22 protein-coding genes are annotated in these 24,313 nt (G+C 64.2%); 16 read left to right on the top strand and 6 right to left on the bottom strand.

Going from position 1 to position 24,313, the window contains the following annotated elements; translation table 11 throughout:
• Positions 1 to 19: 19 nt before the first annotated feature.
• The 4 genes from BW991_RS02630 (at position 20) to BW991_RS02645 (ending at position 4,290) form a co-directional block, all read left to right on the top strand.
• Positions 20 to 466 carry a glycosyltransferase family protein gene (locus BW991_RS02630; RefSeq protein WP_076600554.1) on the top strand — a complete coding sequence of 149 codons (447 nt, stop codon included), beginning with the start codon at positions 20 to 22 and terminating at the stop codon, positions 464 to 466.
• A 5-nt stretch (positions 467 to 471) separates the two neighbouring features.
• The gene (locus tag BW991_RS02635) at positions 472 to 948 is read left to right on the top strand and encodes a glycosyltransferase (RefSeq protein ID WP_280174116.1); all 477 of its coding nucleotides are present in this window, start codon (positions 472 to 474) and stop codon (positions 946 to 948) included.
• Positions 949 to 996: 48 nt separating this feature from the next.
• Positions 997 to 2,277, top strand: coding sequence for a nucleotide sugar dehydrogenase (locus tag BW991_RS02640; protein WP_076600556.1), 1,281 nt, complete (start codon positions 997 to 999; stop codon positions 2,275 to 2,277).
• Positions 2,278 to 2,391: 114 nt separating this feature from the next.
• Complete coding sequence (locus BW991_RS02645; RefSeq protein WP_076600557.1) at positions 2,392 to 4,290, top strand: SurA N-terminal domain-containing protein; 1,899 nt, start codon at positions 2,392 to 2,394, stop codon at positions 4,288 to 4,290.
• 137 nt (positions 4,291 to 4,427) lie between these two features.
• Here the strand turns inward: BW991_RS02645 and BW991_RS02650 are convergent, their stop codons facing one another.
• Positions 4,428 to 5,219, bottom strand: coding sequence for an enoyl-ACP reductase FabI (locus BW991_RS02650; protein ID WP_076600558.1), 792 nt, complete (start codon positions 5,217 to 5,219; stop codon positions 4,428 to 4,430).
• Positions 5,220 to 5,347: 128 nt separating this feature from the next.
• On the opposite strand from BW991_RS02650, the gene BW991_RS02655 reads away from it, so the two are divergent.
• The 4 genes from BW991_RS02655 to BW991_RS02670 all read left to right on the top strand — a co-directional run bounded on the left by BW991_RS02655 (position 5,348) and on the right by BW991_RS02670 (position 11,557).
• On the top strand, positions 5,348 to 7,519 hold the full coding sequence (locus BW991_RS02655) for an ABC transporter substrate-binding protein (protein ID WP_076600559.1): 2,172 nt from the start codon (positions 5,348 to 5,350) through the stop codon (positions 7,517 to 7,519).
• The gene (locus BW991_RS02660) at positions 7,519 to 8,496 is read left to right on the top strand and encodes an ABC transporter permease (protein WP_076600560.1); all 978 of its coding nucleotides are present in this window, start codon (positions 7,519 to 7,521) and stop codon (positions 8,494 to 8,496) included. The genes BW991_RS02655 and BW991_RS02660 overlap by 1 nt, the downstream gene beginning before the upstream one ends.
• Positions 8,497 to 8,499: 3 nt before the next feature.
• Positions 8,500 to 9,915 carry an ABC transporter permease gene (locus BW991_RS02665; RefSeq protein WP_076600561.1) on the top strand — a complete coding sequence of 472 codons (1,416 nt, stop codon included), beginning with the start codon at positions 8,500 to 8,502 and terminating at the stop codon, positions 9,913 to 9,915.
• Positions 9,916 to 9,997: 82 nt separating this feature from the next.
• Positions 9,998 to 11,557, top strand: coding sequence for a protein adenylyltransferase SelO (locus BW991_RS02670; protein ID WP_076600562.1), 1,560 nt, complete (start codon positions 9,998 to 10,000; stop codon positions 11,555 to 11,557).
• Between the two features lies 1 nt (position 11,558).
• Here BW991_RS02670 and smpB read toward each other — a convergent pair whose 3' ends face one another.
• A complete protein-coding gene (smpB, locus tag BW991_RS02675; RefSeq protein ID WP_076600563.1) occupies positions 11,559 to 12,005 on the bottom strand; it encodes an SsrA-binding protein SmpB in 447 nt (148 codons plus the stop codon).
• Between the two features lie 114 nt (positions 12,006 to 12,119).
• Between smpB and BW991_RS02680 the strand changes: the two genes are divergently transcribed.
• Entirely contained in the window at positions 12,120 to 12,557 is a 438-nt protein-coding gene (locus BW991_RS02680) for a type II toxin-antitoxin system RatA family toxin (protein WP_076600564.1), read from the top strand.
• Positions 12,558 to 12,559: 2 nt separating this feature from the next.
• Positions 12,560 to 12,880, top strand: a complete 321-nt coding sequence (locus tag BW991_RS02685) for an RnfH family protein (protein WP_076600565.1) — start codon at positions 12,560 to 12,562, stop codon at positions 12,878 to 12,880.
• A 38-nt stretch (positions 12,881 to 12,918) separates the two neighbouring features.
• On the opposite strand, the gene BW991_RS02690 is transcribed toward BW991_RS02685, so the two are convergent.
• Positions 12,919 to 13,467 (bottom strand): DUF4124 domain-containing protein, encoded by a 549-nt coding sequence (locus BW991_RS02690; protein WP_076600566.1) that lies wholly within the window; start codon positions 13,465 to 13,467, stop codon positions 12,919 to 12,921.
• A gap of 83 nt (positions 13,468 to 13,550) precedes the next feature.
• On the opposite strand from BW991_RS02690, the gene guaB reads away from it, so the two are divergent.
• On the top strand, positions 13,551 to 15,011 hold the full coding sequence (gene guaB / locus BW991_RS02695) for an IMP dehydrogenase (protein ID WP_076600567.1): 1,461 nt from the start codon (positions 13,551 to 13,553) through the stop codon (positions 15,009 to 15,011).
• A 71-nt stretch (positions 15,012 to 15,082) separates the two neighbouring features.
• Positions 15,083 to 16,648: a glutamine-hydrolyzing GMP synthase gene (gene guaA / locus BW991_RS02700; protein ID WP_076600568.1), complete on the top strand. Its 1,566-nt coding sequence runs from the start codon at positions 15,083 to 15,085 to the stop codon at positions 16,646 to 16,648.
• A 373-nt stretch (positions 16,649 to 17,021) separates the two neighbouring features.
• Here guaA and BW991_RS02705 read toward each other — a convergent pair whose 3' ends face one another.
• From BW991_RS02705 to BW991_RS02715, 3 genes are all read right to left on the bottom strand, one after another.
• Positions 17,022 to 18,284: a cysteine desulfurase gene (locus BW991_RS02705; RefSeq protein ID WP_076600569.1), complete on the bottom strand. Its 1,263-nt coding sequence runs from the start codon at positions 18,282 to 18,284 to the stop codon at positions 17,022 to 17,024.
• 83 nt (positions 18,285 to 18,367) lie between these two features.
• A complete protein-coding gene (locus BW991_RS02710; protein ID WP_076600570.1) occupies positions 18,368 to 18,553 on the bottom strand; it encodes a hypothetical protein in 186 nt (61 codons plus the stop codon).
• A 206-nt stretch (positions 18,554 to 18,759) separates the two neighbouring features.
• Positions 18,760 to 18,972 (bottom strand): hypothetical protein, encoded by a 213-nt coding sequence (locus BW991_RS02715; RefSeq protein WP_076600571.1) that lies wholly within the window; start codon positions 18,970 to 18,972, stop codon positions 18,760 to 18,762.
• Positions 18,973 to 19,244: 272 nt separating this feature from the next.
• Here BW991_RS02715 and BW991_RS02720 point away from each other — a divergent pair, with 272 nt between their 5' ends.
• The 4 genes from BW991_RS02720 (at position 19,245) to BW991_RS02735 (ending at position 24,311) form a co-directional block, all read left to right on the top strand.
• The gene (locus tag BW991_RS02720; protein ID WP_076600572.1) at positions 19,245 to 20,114 is read left to right on the top strand and encodes an FAD binding domain-containing protein; all 870 of its coding nucleotides are present in this window, start codon (positions 19,245 to 19,247) and stop codon (positions 20,112 to 20,114) included.
• A gap of 33 nt (positions 20,115 to 20,147) precedes the next feature.
• Complete coding sequence (locus tag BW991_RS02725; protein ID WP_076600573.1) at positions 20,148 to 20,660, top strand: (2Fe-2S)-binding protein; 513 nt, start codon at positions 20,148 to 20,150, stop codon at positions 20,658 to 20,660.
• Positions 20,657 to 23,035 carry a xanthine dehydrogenase family protein molybdopterin-binding subunit gene (locus BW991_RS02730; RefSeq protein WP_076600574.1) on the top strand — a complete coding sequence of 793 codons (2,379 nt, stop codon included), beginning with the start codon at positions 20,657 to 20,659 and terminating at the stop codon, positions 23,033 to 23,035. Before BW991_RS02725 ends, BW991_RS02730 begins: the two co-directional genes overlap by 4 nt.
• A gap of 310 nt (positions 23,036 to 23,345) precedes the next feature.
• Positions 23,346 to 24,311, top strand: coding sequence for a YCF48-related protein (locus BW991_RS02735; RefSeq protein WP_076600575.1), 966 nt, complete (start codon positions 23,346 to 23,348; stop codon positions 24,309 to 24,311).
• Positions 24,312 to 24,313 lie beyond the last annotated feature (2 nt).

The following is a 24,313-nucleotide window of genomic DNA, read 5'->3' on the forward strand; positions in this document are numbered from 1 at the left end:
CTTGCTCGGTGAATTCGGTATGAAAAAAATTCTTGCGATTTCTTCAGGTGGAGGGCACTGGGTTCAGTTGTTGCGCCTGAGAAGTGCTTTCGAAGGTTGCGACGTAGTGTATGCCACGGTGCAGTCTAGCTATGCGGAACAGGTCTCTGGAAGTCGCTTCTATCAATTCACTGATGCAACTCGATGGAGTCGCTGGGCTCTGCTGAAGATGGTGTTTCAGGTTTGTTTGATCGTCGTCCGCGAGCGACCGGAGGTGGTCATTTCAACGGGGGCAGCTCCTGGAGTAGTGGCTCTTCGCGTCGGTAAATTGCTCGGTGCGAAGACGGTCTGGCTGGACAGTGTTGCAAATGTGGAGCAGGTGTCCCTTTCCGGCTTAAGGGTCAGGGGGTTCGCAGACCTTTGGCTTACGCAGTGGGAGCATTTGGCCACTGATGAAGGGCCGCGTTACGAAGGGGGCGTGCTTTGATATTTTTGACGGTTGGCTCGCAGATGCCGTTCGATCGCTTGGTTGGGGCGGTGGACGAATGGGCTGCAACGCGAGCCGCGAGTGTCGAAATTGTGGCACAAGTTGGAATTACGTCACTGAAACCGCGATTTATGAAGTACGAAGCTGCAGTTTCTCCTGCTCGTTTTAGCGAGTTGGTCGAAGCTTCGAGTCTGATCGTTGCCCATGCTGGAATGGGTTCGGTTCTGACTGCACTTCAGGCGGCAAAGCCGATTGTATTGATGCCGCGCTTGGGCAGCCTTCAGGAAACGAGAAACAACCATCAGGTCGCTACAGCCAAGTGGCTGAATAATCGGCCAGGAGTTTTCGTTGCAATGGATGTTCGTGAATTGCCAGTGGCCATAGAGCGCGCGCTTGGGGTTCGTGATTCTGGTGTGCCTATTTCTAATGTTGCCTCCGCGAAGCTGCTCACTGCGTTGAGTGGATTTATCCACGAGCGGTAGATCGGGCGAAGAGTTTTGATCTGGTTTTTATTCTTTTGAGTTAACGATATGACTATCATCGCCGTCATTGGCCTCGGTTACGTGGGTCTTCCGCTTGTCATCGAGTTTGGAAAGCGCGTTCGGACGATCGGTTTCGATATTTCGGTTCCGAAGGTGGAGTCGTGCAATCGGGGCATTGACCCGTCGCGGGAGTTGCCAGATTCCGAGTTGGCTGCGGCGAAACATGCGGAGTACACCGCCGACCCTGCGCGTTTGCAGGAGGCTGATATCGTTGTCGTTGCGGTGCCGACGCCGGTGGACAACGCGCATATTCCGGACTTCGGGCCGCTGGTTGGTGCAAGTCGCACGGTGGGGCAGAACCTGAAACGTGGCGCGGTGGTGGTGTACGAGTCGACGGTTTATCCGGGGGCGACGGAAGAGGTGTGTGTGCCGGTTCTCGAACGCGAGTCCGGCTTTAAGTGGAAGGAAGATTTCTTCGTCGGGTACTCGCCGGAGCGGATCAATCCAGGTGATCGCGAGCACACGCTGTCGAAAATCGTGAAGGTGGTATCGGGTGATACGCCGGAGACCCTCGGCAAGGTAGCGGCGCTCTACGAAATGATCGTGGAGCCGGGAGTGCATCGCACGTCGAGCATCAAGGTCGCGGAGGCGAGCAAGGTCATCGAGAATACGCAACGCGACCTCAACATTGCGCTGATGAACGAGTTGGCGATCATTTTCGAGAAGGTCGGCATCGATACCTCCGAGGTGCTGCAGGCGGCGGGAACAAAGTGGAATTTCCTGCGGTTTTCCCCGGGGCTGGTTGGGGGGCACTGCATCGGGGTGGACCCGTACTATCTGACGCACAAGGCCGAGATGCTGGGTTACCACCCGGAGGTCATTCTGGCGGGACGCCGGATCAACGACGGGATGGGCAAGTACATTGCCGAGCAGACCGTCAAGAACATGATCGCGGCGGGGAGCTACGTCAAAGGCGCGAGGGTGAATATTCTCGGCCTGACGTTCAAGGAAAACTGCGCCGATATTCGCAATTCGAAGGTGGCGGACGTCATCAAGGAGTTGAAGAGCTATGGGATTGAGGTCTTTGCGTACGATCCCTGGGCTGATGCCGATGAGGTGATGCACGAGTACGGCGTGACGCTCTCGACGTGGGATGACTTGCCGCGCTCGGATGCCATCGTGGCGGCAGTGGCGCACCGCGAGATCGTCGGACTTGCGCTCGAGGATATTCAACGCAAGGTGGTGAAGGCGGGCGTGTTCGTCGATGTAAAGAGCAGTTTCAACCCGAATGTGCTTCGCGAAGCCGGACTACGCGTGTGGCGGCTTTGATCGAGGGGTGACCGTGACGTTTGGCCTCGCGTGCCGTGCAATGCGATAATCCTACGCCTATGTCCGCGGCGCACGCCGCCTTGCCATCCTCCAGGGATTTCACGGAACTCAACGATGCTGGAATCAGTTCGCAATAACAAACGCGTGGCGCAGATCATCCTTGCGCTGCTGATCGTCCCCTTCGCTTTCTTCGGGCTGGATTCGTATTTCCAGGATGGCCCTGGCGGGACCGACGTCGCTACGGTCGGCAAGTCGAAGATTTCAACCGCTGAGTTCGATCAGGCCTTGCGCGAGCAGCAGGACCGGCTGCGGGAGTCGATGGGGGGCGAGGTCGATCGGGCATTGCTCGATTCCGAACCGATCCGTCGTTCGGTGGTGGAGAACCTGGTGAATCAGCGTCTGCTGGCGCTCCATGCGGCTGACAGTCGGCTCATCGTGACGCCGCAGCAGTTGCAGCAGGTGATCGCGGGAGTCGACGCGTTCCAGCAGGATGGGCGCTTTTCGATCGAGCGATACGAGGCGGCTGTGCGGGCGCAGGGCATGACTCCGGCGATGTTCGAGTCTCGTCTGGCGCAGGACCTGCGTATGCAGCAGGTGGCGCAGGCAGTCGGCGATTCGGCGTTCGCGTCGCGTGAGTCGATCAGGCGCTTCCTGACGGCGCAGCTCGAAGAACGGAAAGTGAGTGAACTGCAGTTTCCCGCAAACCGGTTTGTCGGTGAGGTGAAGCTCGCCGACGACGCGGCGAAGCAGTACTACGATGCGAACGGCGAGCGGTTCGAGCGGCCCGCCCGGCTGCGCGCCGAGTATGTGGTCTTCAACCAGGACGCGGTTCTCGGTCAGGTCAGTGTGTCGGACGAGGCTGCTCGCAAGTTCTATGACGCGAATGCAGAACGTTTCAGCCAGCCCGAGGAGCGCAGCGCACGGCATATCCTGATCTCCGCCGCGGCGGATGCGTCTGCCGATGCAGTGGCGAAGGCGAACGAGAAGGCTGCCGGGATCCTGAAGCAGCTGCGCGCCGATCCTAAGCGGTTCGCGGAACTGGCGAAGGCGGAATCTCAAGACCCGGGCTCGGCATCCCGCGGGGGCGATCTCGGATTCTTCGGGCGGGGCGCGATGGTGAAACCGTTCGAGGATGCCGTGTTCGGCCTCGGCAAGGGACAGATCAGCGAGGTCGTGCGTTCGGACTTCGGCTTCCACATCATCGAGGTCACGGACATCAAGCCGGCGCACGCCCGGCCGTTCGACGAGGTGAAGGGGGAGATCGTCGAAGAGCTCAAACGTCAGGAGGCGAGCAAGAAGTTCGCTGAGCAGGCCGAGGTGTTCTCGAACACCGTGTATGAGCAGTCGGACAGCCTGAAGCCGGTGGCGGAGGCGCTGAAGCTGCAGATTCGCACCACCGACTGGATCGAGCGGGTTGGCGGTGCGGTGGGCGACTACACGAACGAGAAGTTGCTGAATGCCCTGTTCTCGGACGAGGCCATGACGAAGCAGCGTAACGTCGAGGCTGTCGAGGTGTCGCGCGGAACGCTGGTGTCCGCCCGCGTCGTGGAGCATCAGGCGGCTCAACGGACGCCGTTCGAGCAGGTAAAGGGTGCTATCGAACAGCAGCTCAAGACGGAGCAGGCGGCAAAGCTGGCTACCGAACGCGGGGAGGCTGCACTCGCGTCGCTGCAGAAGGGTGAATCGGTGTCGGGCGAGTGGAGCGTGGCGCGCTCCGTGCAGCGGGCGAAGCCTGAGTTGCCGCAGGCGGCGATTTCGGCGGTGTTTGGCGCATCGAGCACGAAGCTTCCCGCCTATGTCGGGGCGCCGATGCAAGGGGGCGGATATTCGGTATTCCGCATCGAAAGCGTGAATCGCATTGATATCGCGAAGGACGATCCGCGCCTCAAGGCCCTGGAAGGTCAGTACCAACGGCTGGTTGCCGAGCGAGATTTCAATGCCTTTCTTACGTCCCTGCGCGGGCGTTATGCGGTGAACATCAATACGGCAGTGGTGCGGCCGCCGCAGCAGTAGGGCGTCACGCGAGGGCACGCCGTGGCGTAGCCCTTGTCGCCTGCACAAACAAGAACGCCCGATGCATGAGCATCGGGCGTTCTGTTTTGGACACTAGCGGCCGCGCGTCGGGCGGCCGCCGGAGATGATGGCTGGCGTCAGGGCTGCTCGGAGTTGCCGAGAGCTGTGGTGTTGAAGCCGCCGTCAACATACATGATCTCGCCGGTGACGCCGCTTGCGAGATCCGAGCAGAGGAAGGCCGCAGCGTTGCCGACTTCCTCGATGGTGACGTTGCGACGCAGCGGGGCGTTGTGCTCGTTGAACGACAGCAGCTTGCTGAAGCTGCCGATGCCCGATGCCGCCAGAGTCTTGATCGGGCCGGCGGAGATCGCGTTCACACGGGTGCCTTCCGGGCCGAGGCAGACGGCGAGATAGCGCACCGCACTCTCGAGGCTTGCCTTGGCCAGGCCCATGATGTTGTAGTTGGGCATCGTGCGCACGGCGCCGAGGTAGGACATCGTCAGGAGTGCGCCCCTGCGGCCCTTCATCATCGGGCGTGCGGCCTTGGCGAGCAGCGGGAAGCTGCCGGCACTGATCTCCTGGGAGATGCGGAACGCTTCGCGCGAGAAGCCTTCGAGGAAGTCGCCTTCCAGGGCATCGCCAGGCGCAAAGGCGATCGAATGGACGAGGCCGTCGAGGCCATCCCATTTCTGCGCCAACTGGTCGAACAGCGCGGTGATTTCCTCGTCGTTCTGCACGTCGCACGAGAAGATGAGGTCCGAATCGAATTCGGCAGCCATCTTGGCTACGCGGTCCTGGAAGCGTTCGTTCTGGTACGTGAAGGCGAGTTCCGCACCTTCACGGTGCATGGCTTTGGCGATGCCGTACGAAATCGAGCGATTGCTGAGCAGTCCGGTGATCAGAATGCGTTTGCCGGCGAGAAAGCCCATTTTCGGTAATGCTCCTTCTTGATGATCGGCGGATTATAGCCGATGGGCGCCGATGGTCGACGTGCACAACCACGATCGTATCGCTTCGGGGCGCGAAGCGTGCCGGCTTGCAGGTAGAATCGGCTGCCATGTTGCGCCGTTTCCCGCTCCTGCTGGTGTATTGCGTCTTCCTCGCCGCCTGTGGGTCGGTGTGGAACGACCCCTATCCGGCGGCGGAGCAGGGACGCAATATCATGTATTCGGCATTCACTGACCGTCCCAAGCACCTCGATCCGGTGCAGTCGTACAGCGAGGATGAGGCCACCTTCCTGTACCAGATCTATGAGCCGCCGCTTCAGTATCACTACCTGAAACGGCCATATACGCTGGTACCCGGCAGCGCCGCGGCGATGCCGGTGGTGCGGCGCTATGATGAGGCCGGGCGCGAACTGCCTGAGACCGCCCCGGCGACGCAGGTGGCGAAGAGCGTCTATGAGATCCGGATCCGGCCGGGCATTTTCTACCAGCCGCACCCGGCGCTGGCCCGCCGGGCCGACGGTACTCCGCGCTATGCGGCCCTGTCGGCGGCCGATCTCGAGGATGTGCGTGGGCTTGGCGATTTTGCCGAAACCGGCACGCGCGAGCTGGAAGCCGGCGATTTCGTGCATCAGATCAAGCGGCTCGCGCATCCGCGACTGCACTCGCCGATCTTCGAGCTGATCGCCGAGTATCTGCCGGGCCTCAAGGCCTTGCAGAAGGCGCTCGCCGACGAGGCAGCCCGGACATCCGGCGCTCTTGATCTGGAACGTCACGCCGTTCCGGGCATCGAGATCGTCGATCGCTACACCTATCGGATCACGCTGAATGGGGCTTATCCGCAGTTTCTTTATTGGCTGTCGATGCCGTTTTTCGCCCCGGTCCCGCCGGAGGCCGACCGTTTCTACGGGCAGCCGGGCATGGCCGAGCGCAACCTGACCCTCGATTGGTGGCCGATCGGCACCGGCCCGTACATGCTGTCGGAGAACAATCCGAATGCGCGCATGGTGCTTGCGCGGAATCCCAATTTCCGCGGCGAGAGCTTCCCGTGCGAAGGCGAACCGGGCGATCGGGAGGCGGGCCTGCTTGCCGACTGCGGCAAGACGATGCCCTTTGTCGAGAAGGTCGTGTTCACGCGCGAACGCGAGAGCATTCCGTACTGGAACAAGTTCCTGCAGGGCTATTACGACGCTTCCGGCGTTTCGTCGGACAACTTCGACCAGGCGGTGACGATGACCAGCCAGGGCGAGGTATCGCTTTCGGACGAGATGCGCGAGCAAGGGATCCAGCTGCTGACCTCGGTGTCGCCGTCCATCTTTTACCTCGGCTTCAACATGCTCGACAGTGTCGTCGGTGGCGGAGCTGGTGCGGAGGGACAGGTGCGGGCGCGCAAGCTGCGGCAGGCGATCTCGATCGCGCTGGACATGGACGAGTTCGTGTCGATCTTCCTGAACGGGCGCGGGGTGACGGCGATGCATCCGATTCCGCCGGGCATCTTCGGCGCGCGTGAAGGTGAGGCCGGGATCAATCCGGTGGTGTACGAATGGCGCGATGGGCATGCAGTGCGACGCAGCAAGGACGCGGCGCGCCGCTTGCTGGCCGAGGCGGGGTACCCTGACGGGCGCGATGCGAAGACCGGGGAGCCCCTGATCCTGAATCTCGACACGACGCCCGGCGGCCTCGGCGACAAGGCGCGCTCCGACTGGCTGGCAAAGCAGTTCCGCGAACTCGGCGTGCAGTTCGTCGTGCGCGCGACCGACTACAACCGCTTCCAGGACAAGATCCGCGAGGGCAACGCGCAGCTGTTCTTCTTCGGTTGGAATGCGGATTATCCGGATCCGGAGAACATGCTCTTCCTGTTGCACGGCGCCCAGGCGAAGGTGAAGGAATCGGGCCAGAACGCGGCCAACTACGTGAACGCGGAGTACGACCGTCTGTTCGAGAAGATGAAGAGCATGCCCGACGGTCCCGAGCGGCAGGCGGTGATCGATCGCATGGTCGCGATCCTGCAGCACGATGCGCCGTGGATCTTCGGATTCCATCCGAAGGCGTATTCGCTGCAGCATGGCTGGGTGCTTAATCGCAAGACGGGAAGCATGGTGCGCAATACGCTGAAGTACCAGCGCATCGACGTCGAACGGCGCGACGCCGCGCGGGCGCAATGGAATCGGCCGGTCGTGTGGCCGCTGCTGCTGTTGGCTGCGCTTGCGCTTGTCGCGATTGCGCCGGCGTTTGTCCATTACCGGCGGCGCGAACGGGCGACGGCATTGGGAGGTGGCCGCTGATGTTCGCGTACGTGCTGCGCCGGCTGCTGTATGCGCTGCCCATCCTGATCGGAGTCAATCTCGTGACCTTCGCGCTGTTCTTCGTCGTCAATTCGCCCGACGACATGGCGCGCATGCAGCTCGGCGTGAAGCGCGTGGCGCCCGAAGCGATCGAGCGCTGGAAGGTCGAACGAGGTTACGACCGTCCGCTGTTTTTCAATGCCGCGGCGCAGGGGAGCGGACAGGTCACGGAGACGATCTTCTTCCAGAAGTCCCTGCGGATGTTCACGTTCGATTTCGGGCGTGCCGACGACGGACGCGACATCGCGCAGGAGATCCGCGACCGCATGGGGCCCTCGCTTGCCTTGGCGTTGCCGACTTTCGTGCTGGGTCTGTTCGCATCGGTTTCGTTCGCGCTGATCCTGGTGTTCTTCCGGGCGAGCTATCTGGATTTCTGGGGCGTCGTGCTGTGCGTGGCGATGATGTCGATCTCGAGCCTCTTCTACATCATCGGCGGGCAGTGGCTGGTCTCCAAGTTGTGGGCGCTGGTGCCGATTTCGGGCTACGCGCCGGGTTTCGACGCCGCACGCTTCCTCGTGTTGCCGGTGGCGATCAGCGTGATCGCCGGGGTGGGTTCCAATGCGCGCTGGTACCGGACGATTTTCCTCGAAGAGATCTCGCGCGATTACGTGCGGACCGCGCGCGCGAAGGGGCTTTCCGAGCGTGTCGTGTTGTTCCGGCACGTGCTGAAGAACGCGATGATCCCGATCCTGACCGGTGTCGTCGTGGTCATTCCGCTGCTATTCATGGGCAGCCTGCTGGTCGAGTCGTTCTTCGGCATCCCGGGGCTGGGCAGCTACACGATCGACGCGATCAACGCCCAGGACTTTGCCGTCGTGCGGGCGATGGTGTTCATCGGTTCGGTGCTGTACATCGTCGGCCTGATCCTGACCGACATTTCCTATACGCTGGTCGATCCGCGCGTGAGGCTGGAGTAGGCGATGGGATTCCTGCCGGTTCTGCTGTGGACCGATGTGCTGTTCTTCCTGCTGCTCGCGATCGGGGTCGCAACGATCGTCCATGTGCGCCGGGAAGCCCCGCTGCGCGCCGCCTGGCGCCGGGTGGGGGGGCGGCCCAGCGGCATGGCCTCGGCGGTGATCCTGCTCGCGTTCCTCGTTGTCGGCTTGGTCGACAGTTTCCATTTTCGGCCGCAGCTGCCGGTTGCCAACGGCGCGGCGGAGAATGTGCCTGTTGCCCACTCGTCCGAGGTGCTTAGCGCACTGGATGTCCTGTTGGCGCCCTTGCGTACGCATGTCGAGAAGACCTATTCGGCCCCCTTTGCGACGGCGTTGTACGCGCGTGAGACCGTCGAACTACCCGGGGGAGGGCAGTCGCGCATCTATCCGCGGCTCGCGTGGGGCGGGGCTCATCTGGGCGAAGCGACCGGCGAGCGCGATGCGGATGTCGCAAGACGGATCGCAACGGGGGTTGCCGGAGCGATGGCGGTCTGGATCGCCGTGGCGGCAATTCTGGTCGTCATGCTGGCGCGCAGGCGCGGGAACGGGATGGGGGAGGCAGCTCGCGCCCTGTGGCGGGGCGAGACGGATCTGGCGTGGCGGGCTGCGCTGGTCACGTTCGCCTGCGTGCTCGTGGTAGCGATTCTGGCGATCAAGCTCGCGCCCTACTACCACGTCTTCGGCACCGACAAGGTCGGGCAGGACGTGCTTTACCTGTCGCTCAAGAGCGTGCGCACCGCGCTGATCATCGGGACGCTGACGACGCTCGTGATGCTGCCGTTCGCGGTCGCCCTGGGCATCATGGCGGGGTATCTCGGAGGCTGGGTCGATGACGTGATCCAGTACGTCTACACGGTTCTCAATGCCATTCCCGGTGTGCTGCTGATCGCCGCGGCGGTGCTGATGATGCAGGTGGTGATCGACACCCATCCGCAATGGTTCTCGACCGCAGCCGAGCGCGCCGACGCGCGGCTGCTGGCCTTGTGCCTGATCCTCGGTATAACGAGCTGGACCGGACTGTGTCGGCTGCTGCGTGGCGAGACGCTGAAGCTGCGCGAGCTGGAATACGTGCAGGCGGCGCGCGCCTTCGGAGTAGGTACCTCCGCCATCCTGCGACGTCACGTGTTGCCCAACGTGATGCACATCGTGCTGATCGCGCTGGTCATGGACTTTTCCGGTCTGGTGCTGGCCGAAGCGGTGCTGTCTTATGTCGGGATCGGCGTCGATCCGACGACCATCAGCTTCGGTACGATGATCAATATGGCGCGGGCCGAACTCGCGCGCGAGCCCTCGGTGTGGTGGTCGCTGATGGCGGCCTTCGTCTTCATGTTCGTGCTCGTGCTGTCGGCAAACCTGTTCGCCGACGTCGTGCGCGACGCCTTCGATCCGCGCCGTTCCTGAACGCAGCGCACCGCGCCCGCGAACCAAGCACGGCCGCAGCCGTCTCATACGGGCAGCCCCCAACCCCAGGCGTTACCCCATAATGAAAATCCTCGATTTCGACAACCGCTTCGTGCGTGAACTGCCGGGCGACCCGGAAGCGTCTCAGCATGTCCGCCAGGTGCATGGCGCCTGCTACTCGCGCGTTATGCCGACGCCGGTCGCGGCTCCCCGCCTGATCGCCTGGTCGCCAGAGGTCGCACGGCTGGTCGGCTTCGATGAGGCCGACGTCCGTTCGCCGGAGTTCGCGCAGGTCTTCGGCGGCAACGCGCTGTTGCCCGGTATGGAGCCCTACGCTGCATGTTACGGCGGTCACCAGTTCGGCAACTGGGCGGGGCAGCTTGGTGACGGACGGGCGATCACGCTCGGTGAAACCGTCAATCCGCGCGGCGAACGATGGGAGCTCCAGCTGAAGGGCGCCGGACCGACACCATACTCGCGCCGGGCGGACGGCCGCGCGGTGCTGCGTTCGTCGATCCGCGAGTTCCTGTGCAGCGAGGCCATGCATCACCTGGGCATCCCGACCACCCGAGCCCTGAGCATCGTCGCCACGGGCGAGGCGGTTATCCGCGACATGTTCTACGACGGGCGGCCGAAGGCCGAACCGGGTGCGGTCGTGTGCCGCGTGGCCCCGTCGTTCATCCGTTTCGGCAACTTCGAGATCTTTACCGCACGCGGCGACCAGGACGTCCTGGAAAAGCTGGTCGACTTCACGATCGCACGCGACTTTCCCGAGATCACCGGCGGTGCGGCGGCGCGGCGGGCCGACTGGTTCCATGCCGTATGCGAGCGCACGGCGCGGCTCGTCGCCCACTGGATGCGCGTGGGGTTCGTGCATGGCGTGATGAACACCGACAACATGTCGATCCTCGGGCTGACGATCGACTACGGCCCCTACGGCTGGATCGACAACTTCGATCCCGGATGGACACCGAACACGACCGACGCAGAGGGGCGCCGCTACCGCTTCGGCAATCAGCCGCAAATCGCGCAGTGGAACCTGCTCCAGCTGGCGAACGCGCTGTTTCCGGCCTTCGGTGCCGTCGAACCATTGCAGGACGGCCTGTCACGCTACGCGGCCATATACGAGGCCGAAAGCCGCCGCATGCTTGCCGCGAAACTCGGCTTCGAGGAGCTGCGCGAGGAGGACGATGGCCTCGTCGAAACCTTGCACGAGCTTATGACCGGGGCGGAAGTCGATATGACGATCCTGTTCCGCGAGCTCTCCCGCGTCGACATCGAGGCGCCTGCCCTCGAGCCGCTGCGCGAGGCGTTCTACGCTGAGGACAAGCTCCGCGAGCACGAGGCGGCATTCGCAGAGTGGCTGGGGCGCTATGCCGCGCGGGTCCGCGCGGAAGGATTGCCGTCGGATGTGCGACGGTCACGCATGAACGCGGTCAATCCGCTCTACGTGCTGCGGAACTATCTTGCGCAGGAGGCGATCGACGCGGCGGAGCAGGGCGACGAATCACTCGTGTTCGAACTGCTGGAGGTGATGCGCCGGCCGTACGACGAACAGCCCGGCCGCGAACGTTTCGCGGCCCGCCGCCCCGACTGGGCGCGCAACCGTGCAGGGTGTTCGATGCTGTCGTGCAGTTCCTAGGTCAGACCTTGGTCTTCATCAGGCGCGCCTTGTCGCGTTCCCAGTCGCGCTCCTTCGCGTCCTCGCGCTTGTCGTATTGCTTCTTGCCCTTCGCGAGGCCGATCAGCGCCTTGATGCGGCCCTTCGTGAAGTGAAGGTCGAGCGGCACGAGCGCGTAGCCGGCGCGTTCGACCTTGCCGATGAGCTTGGAAATCTCGCTGGCATGGAGAAGGAGCTTGCGCGTGCGCACGGGGTCCGGCTTGATGTGCGATGAAGCCGCGGCCAGGGCCGTGATGTGCATGCCGACGATGAAGATTTCCGCATTGCGGATGATGACGTAGGCTTCCTTGATGTTCGCGCGGCCGGCGCGGATCGCCTTGACCTCCCAGCCCTCGAGCACGAGCCCGGCTTCGTACTTCTCCTCGATGAAGTAGTCGTGGTAGGCCTTGCGGTTGTCGATGATGCTCATGCGGGTTCAGGATCCTGTGCCTCGCGGCCGGTCCGCGGGAAGCGGTCGTTGGCGGTGCGTTGCGGTAGAATCGCGCATTTTAGCAGGTCGGCAAAGCGCCGGTCCCACACGCACATGGCTGAAGTCAGGAAGCAGGTTCTGATCGAGTTCACTCCCGCGCAGATGTTCGAGCTCGTCGACCGCTGTGAAGACTATCCGCAATTCCTCCCGTGGTGCGGAGGAGCGGAGGTGCAGGAGCGCACTGAACACAAGACGGTTGCGACGCTGCACATCAGCTATCACGGCATCAAGGCGAATTTCACGACCGAGAATGCCAAGGTATTTCCGGGCGAGATGAAGATCGGCCTCCGCGAAGGCCCTTTCACGCATCTCGACGGCCTGTGGCGATTCATCGCACTCGGCGACACGGCGTGCAAGGTCGAGTTCAACCTGCACTACCAGTTTTCCAGCAAGCTGCTCGAAAAGGTGCTCGGTCCGGTGTTCAGCCACATCGCGAACACTTTCGTGGAATCGTTCATCAAACGCGCGCAGCAGGTGTATCCGAAGGGATGACAATGGCCGCATTCATCGACGTGGAAGTCTCCTACGCACTGCCGTCAAAGCAGGAGCTGATAAAGGTCCGGGTGGCCGAGGGCGCGACGGTTCGCGATGCGATCGAGGCATCCGGCGTGCTCGTGAAACACCCCGACATCGAGATCGACGGCCGCAACAAGGTCGGAGTGTTCGCCAAGCTGACGCGCCTCGATACCGTGCTGCGCGACCGCGACCGGGTGGAGATCTACCGGCCGCTCATCGCCGATCCGAAGGCGGTGCGGAAAAAGCGTGCCGAGGAAGGCAAAGCGATGAAGAAGGGGGGCGGCCCGGCGGAGGAGTGAGGCCGTGCGCCAGTCCCGGACCAATCCGGGCGTGGCGCTTACTTGCAGTTCTCGTCGATGTAGCGCTGCGAGCGCTCGATCTCGGCCCTGCGTGCGGCATCGTCCATCAGTTCGCGCTGACCTTCGCTGTTGAAGCGCGTGACACGGCGGCTGTTCTTGAGCCCGACGATCTGGCTGCGTGCCTGATCACAGTAGCGCGCAAGTTCGGCTGCCTTCTGGCGCTCCTTTTCGATCTTGGCTTCGGCCTCTGCTGCAGCCACTTTGCGCTGACGGAATTCGGTTTCCTTTTCCGCCATCGTCTTGGGCTTGGCTGGATTCGCCGTTTCCTTGGCCTGTTTGCCCGTTTCGCCGGCAGCACCGTCGGTTGCGGGGTTCTGCGATGCCGCCTCTGCGGATTGATCCGGGGCGGCTTCATCGGCGGTCGGCACCTTGGGCCGGCTCGCCGGTTTGACGGTTTTTGCGGCGCCGGTCGGGGGAGGTGTATCCGAGTAATTGATCCGGCCCTGCGCGTCGCGCCATTGATACACCTGAGCTGCTGCGGGCAGTGCAAGGGTCAGGCTCAAGACGAGCAGGCTAAGGCGACGCATCGGACGGGCTCCATTGAAAAGCGCCGCTTACCATGATTCCGCGGCATCTGTATAATACGGATTTGGCCGAAAGGATAGAAGCCATGCGAGTGATTCAGAAGGCGCTGACGTTCGATGACGTCCTTCTCATCCCCGCCCACTCTACGGTTCTCCCCCGCGATGTCAGCCTGCGGGCACAGCTGACTCGCAACATCCGCATCAATATTCCGCTGGTATCCGCCGCGATGGATACGGTGACCGAATCCCGCCTGGCGATTGCGCTGGCGCAGGAAGGCGGCATCGGCATCATCCACAAGAACCTTCCCGTCAAGCAGCAGGCGGGCATGGTCGCGAAGGTGAAGCGCTTCGAGTCGGGCGTCCTCAAGGATCCGATCACGATTCCTCCGACGATGAGCGTCCACGACGTCGTCGCACTGACACGCCAGCACAAGTTCTCTGGCCTGCCCGTCGTCGAGGGTAAGCGCGTGGTCGGTATCGTCACGAACCGTGACGTTCGGTTCGAGACGAATCTCGATCAGCCGGTTTCCGCGATCATGACGCCGTTCGATCGTCTGGTTACGGTCAAGGAAGGCGACAGCCTCGAGGAAGCTCGCCGACTGATGCACAAGCACCGCCTGGAACGGGTGTTGGTGCTGAACGATGCTCGTGAGCTGCGTGGGCTGATCACCGTGAAGGACATGATGAAGTCCACCGAGCACCCGCTTGCTGCCAAGGACGACTTGGGCCGGCTGCGCGTCGGTGCGGCGCTCGGGGTCGGTGCCGGCACGGAAGAACGTGCCGAGGCACTGGTCGAGGCGGGCGTGGATGTCGTCGTGGTCGATACGGCGCACGGCCACTCGCAGGGTGTGCTGGACCGCGTGAGCTGGGTCAAGAAGAATTTCCCGCATGTCGAAGTGATCGGCGGCAACATCGCCACTGCTGCGGCTGCGCGCGCGCTGGCCGATGCCGGCGCGGATGCCGTGAAGGTCGGTATCGGGCCGGGTTCGATCTGCACGACGCGGATCGTCGCCGGCGTCGGTGTGCCGCAGGTGACGGCCATCGACAATGTCGCGACTGCTCTCGCAGGTACGGGCGTCCCGCTGATTGCCGATGGCGGCATCCGTTTCTCGGGCGACATTTCCAAGGCGATCGCCGCCGGTGCGAACGTCGTGATGCTGGGCGGCCTGTTCGCCGGTACCGAAGAAGCGCCGGGCGAAACGGTGCTGTACCAGGGCCGTTCGTACAAGTCGTACCGCGGCATGGGCTCGCTCGGCGCGATGCAGCAGGGCGCTGCGGACCGTTATTTCCAGGAATCGGACGGCAATGCCGACAAGCTGGTTCCCGAAGGCATCGAAGGCCGTGTGCCATACAAGGGGGCAGTCACGGCGGTGATCCACCAGCTCGTGGGCGGTCTGCGTGCTTCCATGGGTTACCTGGGTTGCGCGACGATCGATGAAATGCACCGCAAGGCGGAGTTCGTCGAGATCACTTCGGCGGGCGTGCGCGAATCGCACGTGCATGACGTCCAGATCACCAAGGAAGCGCCCAACTACCACGTGGATTGATCCGATCCCGACATCGAAGGCGGCCCGCTCGGGCCGCCTTTCCTTTTTTCGTACGTCCCGAGAGCGTTGCCATGGCTCATCAGAAAATCCTCATCCTCGACTTCGGTTCCCAGGTTACCCAGCTCATCGCCCGTCGCGTGCGGGAGCAGCAGGTGTATTGCGAGCTCCACCCCTTCGACGTGTCGGAAGAGTTCGTGCGCGAGTTCGCCCCGGCCGGCGTGATCCTGTCGGGTGGGCCGAACTCGGTGTACGAGGCACTGGAGTGGAAGGCCCCGCAAGCGGTGTTCGAACTCGGCGTGCCGGTACTCGGGATCTGCTACGGCATGCAGACGATGGCCCAACAACTCGGCGGGTCCGTCGAAAGCTCAGGCAAGCGCGAATTCGGCTATGCGGAGATCCGCGCGCGCGGGCATTCCGACCTTTTCCGCGGCATTCAGGACCGCACGAACGACGAAGGTCACGGACTGCTCGACGTATGGATGAGTCACGGCGACAAGGTTACCGAGCTGCCGCCAGGCTTCAAGGTCATCGCGAGCAACGAGTCCTGCCCGGTTGCAGCGATGGCCGACGAGACACGCAGGTTCTATGCGGTGCAGTTCCACCCCGAGGTCACGCACACGATCAAGGGCAAGGAGATGATCGCCCGTTTCGTGCATGAGATCTGCGGCTGCGGCCATGACTGGAACATGCCCGATTACGTCAGTGAGGCGATCGAGAAGGTGCGCGCCCAGGTCGGCGACGAGGAGGTCATCCTGGGCCTGTCCGGCGGAGTCGACTCCTCGGTGGTCGCGGCGCTGCTGCATCGCGCGATCGGCGAGCAGCTGACCTGCGTGTTCGTCGACAACGGACTCCTGCGCCTGAACGAGGCCGAGCAGGTGATGGAGACCTTCTCGCGCAATCTCGGCGTCAAGGTAATCCACGTCGATGCCACCGAGCAGTTCATGGGCCACCTGAAGGGGGTCTCGGATCCGGAGCAGAAGCGCAAGATCATCGGTCGCGAGTTCGTCGAAGTCTTCCAGGCCGAGGCGAAGAAGCTGCCGAATGCGAAGTGGCTGGCGCAGGGCACGATCTATCCCGACGTGATCGAGTCGGCTGGCTCCAAGACCGGCAAGGCGCACACGATCAAGAGTCACCACAACGTGGGCGGGCTGCCCGATACGTTGAATCTCAAGCTGCTCGAGCCGCTGCGCGAGCTGTTCAAGGACGAAGTGCGCGAACTGGGTATCGCACTGGGTCTGCCGCACGACATGGTGTATCGCCATCCCTTCCCCGGTCCCGGCCTCGGCGTGCGTATTCTCGGCGAGGTGAAGAAGGACTTCGCCGACCTGCTGCGCCGCGCGGACGCAATCTTCATCGACGAGCTGCGCGCCGCCGACTGGTACGACAAGACCAGCCAGGCCTTCGCGGTGTTTCTGCCGGTGAAGAGCGTCGGCGTGATGGGCGACGGCCGCACCTACGAGTACGTCGTCGCGCTGCGCGCGGTGCAGACGCAGGACTTCATGACCGCGCACTGGGCCGAGCTGCCGCACAGCCTGCTGGGCAAGGTATCGAACCGGATCATCAACGAGGTACGCGGCATCAACCGGGTCGTGTACGACATTTCCGGCAAGCCGCCCGCGACGATCGAGTGGGAGTGACGTGCGCGGAAAACAGAATAACTATCAATCAGATAGATGATAGTTGTTGATGATGCGGAGCGAATTGTCAACGAGCAGAAGCCCCGGTGATAGCTGGGGTTTCTTCCTTTCTGGACCCTGCAAGGCGTCGAGGCGAACTGGCGCGAACGGACGGTATTTTTGACGGTATACGCCGCGCGTTGTCAGGGAATTGCTCGTTTACCGTCAGCACCCTGATCGCATATTTGATGGTAAGCGGCGGCGCAATCCCAGGACCGCGAAGCGGCTTCGGAAGATTGCGGCAGAGGCGCTCTGACGGTGAACCAGACCGGTGATCAACGATGAGTCATGATGGTCCGCTACGGATGACGTTTAGACGCGATCTGTGTCGAACTCATGAGCGGAGCGTGGCGCAGACCCGCCGAATGGCCGCAACGAGCCGGTCCACATCGTCGTGCGTGTTGTACAGCGCAAATGATGCGCGTGCGGTGCCGTCGACGCCGAGGCGCTGCATCAGCGGCATTGCGCAGTGGTGGCCGGCGCGGATTGCGATCCCGGAATCGTCGAGCATCGTGCCGATGTCGTGAGGATGGATGCCGGCGAGCGTGAAGGACAGGATGCCCGCCTTTTCCGCAGCGGTCCCGACGATGCGCAACCCTGGAATGCCGGTCACCTGTCGCGTCGCGGAGTGCAGCAGTTCGCGTTCGTGGGCGCCGATGCGTTCGATGCCGATCGAGGTCACGTAGTCGAGCGCGGCGCCCAGTCCGACGACGCCCGCGATGTGGGGCGTGCCGGCTTCGAGCCTATAGGGAAGCTCGTTGTACTCGGTCGTCCCGAAGCTGACCGAACGGATCATGTCGCCGCCGCCTTGGCACGGCGTCATCGCCTGCAGGTGCGCCGTCTTGCCATACAGCACGCCGATGCCCGTAGGGCCGTACAACTTGTGTGCGGAGAACGCATAGAAATCGCAGTCGAGTGCGCGCACGTCGACCGGCAGATGCGAAACCGCCTGTGCACCGTCGAGCAGCACCGGCACCCCGTGGGCATGGGCGAGGTCGATGATGCGCCGAACCGGGTTGATCGTGCCCAGCGCGTTGGACAGATGGGTCACGGCCACGAGGCGCGTGCGTCCGTTCAGCAGCGCCGCATACGCGTCGAGGTCGAACTCACCCGCATCGTCGATGGGAACCACGCGCAGCACGGCGCCAGCGCGCCGGCACGCCATCTGCCACGGCACGATGTTGGAATGGTGTTCCAACGCGCTGACAATGATTTCGTCGCCGGCGACGAGGCGCGGTAGTGAAAAGCCTTGCGCGACGAGGTTGATCGCGTCGGTCGTGCCGCGCACGAAGATGATCTCGGCATCGGCACCCGCATTGATGAATGACCGGACCTTGTGGCGCGCACCTTCGTAGGCGTCGGTGGCTCGCTGGCTCAGGGCATGCACGCCGCGGTGCACGTTGGCGTTGGCGTTGCGGTAGAAATCCGCCTCGGCGTCGATGACCGCATCGGGCTTTTGGGTGGTCGCCGCATTGTCGAGGTAGGCCAACGGTTTGCCATGCACGCGGGTGCGCAGTATGGGGAAATCGGCGCGAGCTTGCGCGAGATCGCGTTGGACAACGTTCGGATCGCGGGATGCTTCGGTTCGGCTGGTCATGTGTTTCCCTGCTGTGATTCTCAAGGGCGCGCGTCCATTCCATTCATATCACGCGGATGCCCGGGCCGGTGATCGCTTCCCGCTCACTCCGCCGGCGTGAGCGGGACCCGGCGCGTCAGGCCGTGGTCGCGCTCCTTGGCGAAAGTCTCGTTGATGGTACCCAGCGGGCGCCGTTCGATGAAGTCGGCGACCGTGATTTTGTCGGACAGGACCAGATCCAGCGCCCCCGGATACCACTCGGGCGGGCAGCCCGTCCTCGTCCACCGCACACAGCCCCGCGGCCGGCACCCGCACATGCGTCGCGAAGCCGCCATGGATATGGTTGCCGGGCATCCTCTGGGCGCGGCAGCGGCTCCGCCGGTGTCCATCGCCACCTTCGTCATCGCCTGTCCGCTGTGCATCACCCAGCGATATGCGCGCATCGCACCGTCCCCCTGTGTGCAGTCATTCGCAAGCCGACTCCGGCCGCGTCGAGTCAGGCGCGGCTGGCGGGGGCACCGCCGGCGGTCCGTTCGGCCGTGCTGCGGATGAACGCCAGCACTTCGCCGAGGAACGAGTCGCCATCGAGCACGGGCGGGAAGTCCAGGGGCGTGGCGCAGCGCTGGGCGGGGAACGGAATGCCGGCCACGTCGGTGTCATCACCCTCGGGTTCCATCACCGGGACCATCGGATCGTATCGGGAAGCCATGGCGTTTCTCCTCGTTTGAATCGACGCATCGTCGAATGCGGTGGAACGTGAGGTGAATATAGCCATGCGCTGCCGTCCGGATCCCCCCCACGCGGTATGGGCGGCCTCACGCCGTGCGCATCGGCCGGCGGGCCGAACTTTCCGAACTCCGGGGATAGGCGCCGTACGTGCCGGATAGTCGGCGCCGTCCCGCCGCAGTTTCAATACGGGAATTCGGGGCCCACCCGTGCGGTCCGATCCATCCACCTTGCGTCTCGCGAAGGAGTGACTCCATGAGCAGTCGAATATTGCCGGATTTTGACCTGTTGCTGCCGCAGAGCGTCGCCGAGGCGGTCGAGCTGCTGTCGACGCATCGCGATCGCATCACCGTGATGGCCGGTGGCACCGACGTCATGGTTGCGATGAAGTTCGCGCAGTCGCCCGCGCAGTTGATGAGCCTGGAGAACGTTCCGGGCCTCGCCTACGTGCTGTTCGACCCGGAGAAGGGGCTGCGCATCGGCGCCAAGGCGACGGTTGCCGATCTGCTCGCGCAGGCGGAGGTGAAACGGCATTACCGTGCACTGTGGCATGCCGCGCAGACCTTCGCGACCGGTCAGGTGCGCAACACGGCCACCGTGCTCGGCAACCTGCTGCGCGCGTCGCCTGCCGGTGACTGCAGTTGCGCGATCTACGCGATCGGGGGCGTCGTCGTGCTGCAGGGATCGTCCGGCCGACGCGAAGTCGACATCGACGACTTCTGGCTGTCGTACGGCGTCACGGCGCGGCGGCCGGACGAGCTCGCCGTCGAACTGATCCTGCCGCCGCCCGCCGCCGGCTCGCGCTCCGCGTTCAAGCGCATGACGCGTGTGAGCGAGGACCTCGCGAAGCTCAACGTCGCGGTGAGGCTCGAAATGTCGGGCAACACCTGCATCGATGCCCGCCTCGCCATGGGCTGCGTCGCGCCCACGCCGCTGCGGCTGACCAGGACCGAGACGCTGCTGAAGGGCAGGGAGCTCACCGCGGAGGTGCTGCAACGCGTCGCCGCGTCGGTGCAATGGGAGATCAGCCCGATCGACGACAAGCGTTCCACCGCCGAATACCGCAAGCAGGTGTCGGGCGTGCTGCTCAAGCGGGCGATTCAGGAAGCGTGCGGCGCCGCTTGAGCGGACGCGGCCGACAAAGACGAGGAGACGAGAATGAAGAACCGGGAAATCACTCTCCATATCAATGGAGAGGAATACAGGCTGAACGTCGCCGTCAATCGCACGCTGCTCGACGTGCTGCGCGACGAACTCGGCATGACCGAGACGAAATACGGTTGCGGCACGGGCGAATGCGGCGCGTGTACCGTGCTCGTCGAGGGCAAGGAGGTCAATTCGTGCCTGACGCTCGCCGCGACGATGGACGGCAAGCGCATCACGACGGTCGCGGGGCGCGCGGACTTCGGTCGGCTCGACCACATCCAGCAGGCCTTCGTCGACGAGGCCGCGATCCAGTGCGGCTACTGTACGCCGGGCATGGTCATGAAGACGGCGAGCCTGCTCGCGAAGAACCCCGACCCGAGCGAGGCCGAGATCCGCCACGCGCTGGAAGGCAACATCTGCCGCTGCACCGGCTACGAGAAGATCGTCAAGGCGGTGAAGAAGGCTGCCGCGACGATGCCGGGCCGCGCGGCGGCGGTCGAACCCTGCAAGGAGGTCGTGCAATGAGCGAGCAAGCGATCGTCGGTACCAACGCGCCGCGCGTGGACGTGCGCGACAAGGCGACCGGGCAGGCGCAGTACGCGGCCGACATCCGGCTGCCCGGCATGCTGTACGGCAAGGTCGTGCGCTGCTGGGAACACGCCCACGCGCGCGTGAAGCGGTTGGATCTCTCGGCGGCGGCCGCTTCGCCGGGCGTCGTGCGCGTGCTCGGTCCGAAGGACGTCACGCCCAAGCGCTACAACTCGTCGGTGCTCGACCTGATGGTGTCCGAGTCGATGCACGACATGCTCGGCGACATCGACGACCAGCCGATCTTCACCGATCACGTGAAATTCCAGGGCGATGCGATCTGCGGAATCATCGCGCGCACCGAGGAGGCGGCCGAGCGCGCCGCAGCGAAGGTCGTCGTCGAATACGAGCCGCTGCCGGTGTATCTGACCGCGGAAGCATCGCGCGCGCCGGGGGCGGTGCAATTCACGCCGGAAAAGCCCGGCAACCTCGCCTTCCAGTTGCCCGAGGCGATGTTCCCGAACCACGCGCTGGGCGGCGGCGATGTCGAGGCGGCGATGCGCGAGGCGGACGTTGTCGTCGAGGACGCGTTCTACGTGCCGAAACAGAAGCAGTGCCAGATGGAGCCGCACGCCTACGTCGCGAAAGTCGACAGCGGCGGGCGGCTCACCTGCTGGACCTCGTCGCAGATGCCGAAGCTCGTGCAGCGCAAGCTCTCGAAGCTCTTCGACCTGCCGATGAACCTCGTCAAGATCGTTCCGACGGTGATCGGTGGTGGCTTCGGCACGCGCCTCGGCATGATCTCGGAGCCGCAGGCCTGCGCGATGGCGCTGGCGGTGCCCGGGCATCCGGTGAAGCTGCAGACGCTGCGCGAAGAGGACTGGGTCATCTCGCCGAGCCGGCACCCGGGCAAGTACTGGATGAGGATCGGCTTCAAGCGCGACGGCTCGCCGCTCGCATGCGACGCGCGTTTCGAGAACTACAAGGGCGGCTACTACCTCGACGCTTCCGGCACGGCCTTCACCGCCGGCGCCTGGCTGGGCGGCATGTACCGCTTCCCGGCGCTGCGCTACCACGGCGAGTCCTACTTCACGAACCAGGGCCTGACCGGCGCATACCGCGGCTACGGCAATCCGCAGACTAACTTCGTGCTCGAGCAGCTGATCGACCGCGCGTGCGCCGAGTTCGGCGCGGACCCGGTCGAATGGCGCAAGAAATGGCACAAGGGCGTCGGCGACGACGGCTGGTGCCCCGGCGTCACCTATCCGTCGTGCGCGCTCGACGAATGCCTCGACCGCGGTGCGGCGGCGATCGGCTGGACCGAGAAGCGCCGCAAGTACGCGAAGCAGGACGGGCCGATCCGGCGCGGCGTCGGCGTCGCCGTCATGAACCACACCAGCGGCGCGATGCCGATGCTGCTCGAGCACACGGCGTGCACGGTGAAGCTCAACGAGGATGCGACCGCCGAGATCCTCTTCGCCTGCTCGGACATGGGCCAGGGTTCGCACACGGCCTTGAAGCAGATCGCCGCCGAGACGCTGGGCTTCCCGTTCGAGCATGTGCAGCTGTCACCCGGCACGTCGGATGTCGCCGGCTTCGACATCGGCGCGCACGCGAGCCGCACGATCTACGTCGGCGGCGCGGCGGTGAAGAAGGCCTGCGAGGAGGTCAAGCGGCAGCTCTTCGAGCGCGCATCGCTCCAGCTCGGGGTGCCCGCCGACCAGCTCGACATCCGTGACAAGCGGATCTTCGTCCAGGAGGATCCTGCGCGCGGCATCGACGCCGAGGCGATCACGCGTGCCGGCGTCTATCACTTCATCGACCCCGCGACCGGCGAGCCCGGCGGCGTGCCGGGGCAGATCCAGGGCTACGTGAGCTTCTTCCCGCCGCACAACTCGCCGCCGTTCGGTGCGTCGTTTGCCGAGGTCGAGATCGACACCGAAACCGGCGAGGTGCGCGTCGTCGAGCTCGTCAATGCGCACGACATCGGCCGCGCGATCAACCCGGCGGCGGTCGAAGGGCAGCTCGAAGGCGGCATCCAGCAGGGGCTCGGCTTCGTGTTGAGCGAGGAGATCTATTACGACGCCGACGGCCGGGTGCAGAACAACAGCTTTACCGACTACAAGATGTTCGGGCCCGAGGATATGCCCAAGATCACGACGATCCTCGTCGAGGACGCCGACCCGATCGGCCCGTACGGCGCGAAGAGCGTTGGCGAGTCGGGGCTCGTGAGCCCGGTCGGTGCGGTTGCCAACGCGATCTTCCACGCGATCGGGATCCAGTTCACCGAGGCGCCGATCACGCCGGAGAAGGTATTGAAGGGCATTCTGGAGAAGGGGGTCCGGGATTACGCCACGATCCGTCGCAGCTAGAGCCTTGCACCTTGCCCGCGCGCGGCCGCCGTCGGGCGGCCGCTGCGTTTGTGCATCGCGCTGCGGCGATCCGCCGCGGGATGCACGCATGAAACGATCCGTAGTCCGCGGATAAGCGCCGCATTCCCCGGATAGCGGCAGACCCCCTGAAATCCTTACCTTTCTAACGTCGCGCGGCGTCGGGAATCCTGACCCCGATCACAGAGCCGGAACCGGAATCGGCCCAGTCGCACGACGGACATCCAACCCCAGCCTCAGATTTCGCCTTCCCCCCAGAAGGGGGAGCCATTGCAGATCGCAAGGGGATTTCATGACTGGGATTGACCGAATCCGTACCTGGGTCCTGCCGTTCGCGCTCGCGCAGTCCGGTCTGCTCGGCTGCAGCGCGTCGGCCAACCTCCAGGAGGTTGCCGCGATGCAGTCCGCGCCGGTGCTGCGCTCAGACCAGTTCCAGGCCGCCGTCGCGAATTCGAGCGTGCTCGTCGCGGTCGGGGGGAACGGCGTCGTGGTGTCGTCGGACGACGCCGGCAAGAGCTGGAGGCGCCAGGTCGTCGATGCCGGCGCGTCGCTGATCGGCGCCGCAGTGTGCCCGGACGGCGCCTTCGTCGCACTCGATTTCGGGCGCCGCGTGTGGATCGCCGACGCCGCGGCGAGCAGCTGGACGGCACGCCCGATCACGAGCGGGGCGACGCCGCTTGCGGTCACCTGCGACGTGAAGGGGCAGGTGTGGGTGGTCGGCAGCGAGAGCGCGATCCTGTCGAGCGCGGACCGCGGCGCGACGTGGCGCGACGCGTCGCTCGGCGAGGACCAGATGTTCACGACGGTGCAGTTCGTCGACGAGCGGCACGGCGTCATCACCGGCGAGTTCGGCAGCTTCCTGACGACGCAGGACGGTGGCACGAGCTGGCAGGCGGGCGCGCCGATCCCGAACGACTTCTATCCGTACGGCGCGCTCTTCACCGATTCGCGGACCGGCTGGGTCAGCGGGCTCGCCGGCACGATCCTGCACACCACCGACGGCGGCGCGAGCTGGCAGAAGCAGTCGAATCCGACCGGCGCGCCGATGTACGGACTCGCCCGGCACGAGGATCGCGTCTATGCGCTCGGCGCGAACGGGCTGGTGCTCGCACTCGCCGACGGGCAGTGGCGGCCGGTCGAGGGCCGTCCGGCGCCCTACCTGCGCAGCGGCTTCTCGCTCGCGGGGCGCGGCCTGCTCGTCGCGGGCGGCGCGGGCACGCTCGACATCGTTTTCCCGACCCCTGCAACGCCGAAGTAAGG

Source organism: Aromatoleum tolulyticum (assembly GCF_900156155.1).
Lineage (GTDB): Bacteria > Pseudomonadota > Gammaproteobacteria > Burkholderiales > Rhodocyclaceae > Aromatoleum > Aromatoleum tolulyticum.